The 4,597-nt window shown below is 51.8% G+C and carries 6 protein-coding genes and 1 pseudogene; 5 read left to right on the top strand and 2 right to left on the bottom strand.

Annotated features, from left to right (window positions below; genetic code table 11):
• Nucleotides 1–389: hypothetical protein (locus tag H6F43_RS02335; RefSeq protein WP_190340400.1), on the top strand; the 389-nt coding region annotated here is incomplete at its 5' end.
• On the top strand, nt 371–1,558 hold the full coding sequence (locus tag H6F43_RS02330; protein WP_190340399.1) for a WD40 repeat domain-containing protein: 1,188 nt from the start codon (nt 371–373) through the stop codon (nt 1,556–1,558). The genes H6F43_RS02335 and H6F43_RS02330, both read left to right, overlap by 19 nt.
• Nucleotides 1,559–1,730: 172 nt before the next feature.
• Here H6F43_RS02330 and H6F43_RS02320 read toward each other — a convergent pair whose 3' ends face one another.
• Entirely contained in the window at nt 1,731–1,967 is a 237-nt protein-coding gene (locus tag H6F43_RS02320; protein WP_190340397.1) for a DUF433 domain-containing protein, read from the bottom strand.
• Nucleotides 1,968–2,240: 273 nt separating this feature from the next.
• On the opposite strand from H6F43_RS02320, the gene H6F43_RS02315 reads away from it, so the two are divergent.
• Complete coding sequence (locus H6F43_RS02315; RefSeq protein WP_190340396.1) at nt 2,241–2,729, top strand: hypothetical protein; 489 nt, start codon at nt 2,241–2,243, stop codon at nt 2,727–2,729.
• Between the two features lie 97 nt (nt 2,730–2,826).
• A pseudogene (locus H6F43_RS22940) lies at nt 2,827–3,174 on the top strand (ABC transporter permease); the annotation flags it as partial.
• Nucleotides 3,175–3,283: 109 nt separating this feature from the next.
• Here the strand turns inward: H6F43_RS22940 and H6F43_RS02305 are convergent.
• Nucleotides 3,284–3,790 carry a hypothetical protein gene (locus tag H6F43_RS02305; protein ID WP_190340395.1) on the bottom strand — a complete coding sequence of 169 codons (507 nt, stop codon included), beginning with the start codon at nt 3,788–3,790 and terminating at the stop codon, nt 3,284–3,286.
• 460 nt (nt 3,791–4,250) lie between these two features.
• On the opposite strand from H6F43_RS02305, the gene H6F43_RS02300 reads away from it, so the two are divergent.
• Nucleotides 4,251–4,597: hypothetical protein (locus H6F43_RS02300; protein WP_190340394.1), on the top strand; the 347-nt coding region annotated here is incomplete at its 3' end.

Below are 4,597 nucleotides of genomic sequence, written 5' to 3'. Positions count from 1 at the left end.
ACAACAGTTGGGTGTGGAGCGTTGCCTACAGTCCCACGCAGCCCATTCTTGCGAGTTGTGGTCAAGATCACCAAGTACGGCTGTGGGATCGTCAGACCGGGCAATGCCTCAAACGGCTAGAAGGACACACCGGAATTGCCACTTCGGTTGCTTTCAGCCCAGATGGTTTGTGGCTTGCCAGCACCAGTGGCGACCAAACCATTCGGCTCTGGAGCGTCGCCACCGGGCAGTGTGTGCAGTCACTCCACAGTCACGCTGCTTGTGTTTGGAGTGCTGTGTTTCATTCATGTTTCATTCAGATGGGAAAACCCTCTTCAGTGGCGGGGAGGACAATGTTATCCGACGCTGGGAGGTTGAGAGCGGGCAATGTGTGCAGACGCTCGCCCTGAGTCCAGATGGACAGCAACTCATCAGTGGCAGCTATGACCAAACTCTGAAACTCTGGGACATTGACACAGGGACTTGTCGAGCCACCTTGAGCGGTCATCACAAACCTGTCACCTCTCTAGCCGTCAGTGCGGATGGTAAAACGCTGGCAAGCAGCAGCTATGACCAAACCGTGAAGCTCTGGGACATGGCATCCAAACACTGTTTGCAAACGCTTCAGAAACATACAAACTTTGTCTGGTCGGTTGCCTTTCATCCCACTCAACCGCTGCTTGCTAGTGGTGGCGAAGATTACACGGCGCGGCTTTGGGATCTGCAAACCGGGCAATGCACTAAAACGTTACAAGGGCACAGCAACTCGATTTATGCGATCGCCCTCAGCACCCAGCATCATTTGCTCGCGAGTGGACACGAAGACCAGACAATCAAACTCTGGGATTTTAATCCACAGACCCTCACTGATTCATCCCCCCATTCCCCCTTTCGCACTCTAAGAGGGCATACCGGACGCGTGCTATCGGTTGCCTTCAGTCCTGACGGTCAAGTCCTTGCGAGTGCCAGTCCCGATGGTACGGTGAGACTCTGGAATCCCCATACAGGGCACTGCTTGAAGACGCTGCATGGACACACCAGTTGGGTTTGGGCGATCGCCTTTCATCCGAATGGTAAACAGCTTGCGAGTGCCAGCTACGATCACACGGTCAAGCTTTGGGAGGTGGCGACGGGTGATTGCTTACAAACACTCAAGGAGCATACCAGTTCCGTTCTATCAGTCGCCTTTAGCCCCGATGGACAGTGGCTAGCGAGTGGCGGCTATGAACAAACAATTAAACTCTGGCATCCGAAAACTGGGCAGTGTCTGAACACGCTCAGAGCGCATCTAAATCGCGTCTGGGCTGTCGCCTTCAGTCCTGATAGTCAGTGGTTGGCAACGGGAGGTGACGATCGCACGGTCAAACTGTGGAATGTTGAAACAGGGCAGTGCATCAAAACGTTTGAGGGACACACCAGCCAAGTTTTATCGCTAGTCTTCAGTGCCGATGCAGCAGCAGTGCTGACAAAACGATCCGCCTCTGGAATGGTGCCGCCGGTGAATGTATCGCCATTCTCCAACAACACCAGAACTGGGTGTGGTCGCTTACCCAAAACCCGCATAACGGAATTCTCTTAAGCAGTGGTCAGGATGAAACGATCAACGTTTGGAACCTTGCAGCTGGAACGAGTCTAAAAACCCTGCGGTGTCCCCGTCCTTACGAAGGAGCCGTGATGACAGGGACAATGGGTTTGACAGAGGCACAGAAAATTACCCTGCAGGCGTTAGGCACGACTGAAGCAAGGGTGCACTAGTCCGAGTTCTCAGCGGCGATCGCCGCGTCAATCTCTTCTGGATGTTGAGCGTAGTAGGTACGGGCCGCTTTAAGATCGTCTTTGGTCAGTTGCGGGTAGTCGCTGAGCAGGTTGGCTTCTGAGCAGCCCTGCAACTGCAAAGCGATGATTTCCCATACCGGGATCTGCGTCCGCCCGATACACGCGGCTCCATTGCAAACTCCAGGCGTCTTTCTGATTTTTGTCGTTGCCATCGCTCGGTTTAATAGTCTAGTAAAGGGGTTGTCAGTGTCTGGATTGAAGCTTGAGTCCGGTGATCAAGCTGTGATCCAGCGCGAGGCTTTGCTCCGGCACAGGTTGAAGCGCTTGAAGGTTCAAGCAGCAGCCTGACCAGTTGCCGTTCATTGAAGTAGAGGGTATCCGCCATCTTCAGTTCGATCGTGCCACAGATGCTGAGAGAGTGGCGAGATCAGTCTCTTGCTATCAACTATGACCGCACGGATGATTGAGCTTTAGAAGATTGATGTGTGTCAAACCAGAATGCCAAGTGGATACAATGCTACCGCCAAGCCCCAACTGAGGTTCCTCTGATCATTGGTCAACTTCCCGCCCAACTATTGCAGAAAGGAAAGCTGGACGGTAGTGCGGCACGCAGCTTGATTTTGGCGCTGGAGGCGATCTCGCAGTCAGAACCCACTCATCTGGAGGTCGAGCAATTCAGCCAACAAGTGCGTCAACTGCTGAGCCCTATCAATCTTCGCGTCATGCCGGGAGAGGCGGAGGCGATCAACTTACTCAGTGCCCTCGATCGTCTGGATAAACAAGTTTTAGCCCAAATCGTTCGCGTGAACTGTCCATCTTTAGCTCAAAAAATCTGGGACCGTAACATCTATGCTGTCGTTAAAGCGATTCGGTGCACAGGAAATAAACACGCAGCGATGCTAGATGAAATACTGGCAAGTGCGTGGTGTAGGAGCAAGGTCACAAACTACGTTTTAGAGGCAAAAGGCAGTTAAGTCCTCCGTCTTGTCAACGGGAATTCACTTGATGCCTGTGGGAGCAGTCAGCGAAAGTCGCTTTGGACAATTTTCTGGTATGTATGTGGTTAGCACGGTGCTGTTCGGCAGCGCAATGGCGGGATTCGCAGGCGGTTATTTATCGCTAGTTTATACGCCGCTATGGTCAGAGAACATGACGGCTGGATTGCGTTTGCACTGGTTGTGTTTGCCACCTGGAAATCGGAGCGAATTTTGCTGGAGCTTACTTGTTTGGTGGGATTAGCGTTTTGGGATTATTTCTCCAGGGAGCGGGGGTGAGTATTTCACCCTTTTTGTTGTCGGCGTTGTCCTACCTGGCAACGGTTCTCGCATTGGTGCTGATTTCGCGATTTCGCGAGATGCCGTGCGACTGAAGTTAGAAGCTCCAGCCTCGCTAGAGGAAACATTTCAAGCTAGAGAGTAAGCATTTCTGCTGCTCATCCAGCAACGCCGGATTTATCTGCCCCAAGACGATCGCCTGCTCCATGTAACTAGGCGATCGTCTCGGGCAAGCTAGTTTTTCCACCTCGCAATCAAACCGAAGTCAGTGGAGTGGATTGAGCCGCAGAAATTGGGAGGAACAGATCGCGCGTCAAGGCGCTGGCTTGCACGTTATTCAGCGTCATCACCGTATCCCCAGTGCTATTGAGCTTCACCCAGGTGCTGCTGGAATCAATCCCGGTGCCCTGAACGATGTTGAGCTGGTCAAACGTCAAGTTGTTGGCGAGTCCGAGGCGGTCTTGACCCAGCGTGAAATCGAGTACAAGGTCGGTGCCTTCCCCCGATAGAACAAAGGTGTCTCGACCTAAACCCCCCAACAGCGTATTGCTGCTGCTGCCACCGAACAACAAATCATCCCCGCGATCGCCCACGAGAAAATCATCCCAGTCTTGACCGAACAGCATGTCATTGCCGTCACCCCCAGCAAGATAATCTTTGCCAGCGCCCCCAAAGAGGGTATCGTCGCCAGCCTCGCCCCGCAGCAGATCATCCCCGCTCAAGCCCCAAACCACGTCGTTGCCGCCCTGGGCGTTAATCACATCGTCTGAGAGGTCAAAGCCTGTTGTAGAGCGAAGAAATTAGTGTCACAACCGAAGGAATGTCACAATAGCCCTTCGGCTCAAAGCCTTGTCCTGCAAACCTTCTGGGTTTTTTAGCTATTGATCTTTAAAGAAAATTCAACCGAAGAATTATGTGTCATTTCGTGGGGCTGCCGAAGAAATAAATGTCACTGCGTAAGTCATTGCTTGAAACCTTTGCCCTGAAACGATTTAATCGTTCTTCTGCGATCACCGAAGAATTCCATGTCATTTTGTTAGTTTAGAAGCTTAAACCTATACATATCAGCAGTTTCAAGCCTTACTAAATTTACCGAGGGATTACATGTCATTTCGTTGGAGCAGTTTCGCCTTCAGCTTTGCGATCGCATACCAACTACAGGAAAACTTCGCTCAGAGATGCTCCCGGTAGAATATAAGGAGATAAACTTGTTGTCCTCGTATGACTGCAACTGTCACACTGCAACTTCCAGACCCTATCTATCAACGACTGGTCAATACAGCGATCGCAACAGGGCGATCGCTTGAAGAGGTCATGCTCCATGCGCTGAAAGTCGGTAGTCCTCCAGATTGGGAGAATGCACCCGATGAGTTTAAGGCAGATTTAGCCGCTCTTGACCGTTTGGAAGATGAGGCTTTATGGAAGGTTGCCACAGGTCACAAGACTAAGGAGGAGATGGCACGGCCTTTCGAGTTGTTGGAGCGTAACCAGGAACACACTCTTACCCTAGCAGAACAGGTGGAGTTGGTAGAACTACGATCGCAGGCGGATCTTTTCATGTTACGGAA

It is taken from the genome of Leptolyngbya sp. FACHB-36, from assembly GCF_014695955.1.
Taxonomy (GTDB): Bacteria; Cyanobacteriota; Cyanobacteriia; order Leptolyngbyales; family Leptolyngbyaceae; genus FACHB-36.
This window is presented reverse-complemented; position numbering and strand designations above follow the sequence as displayed.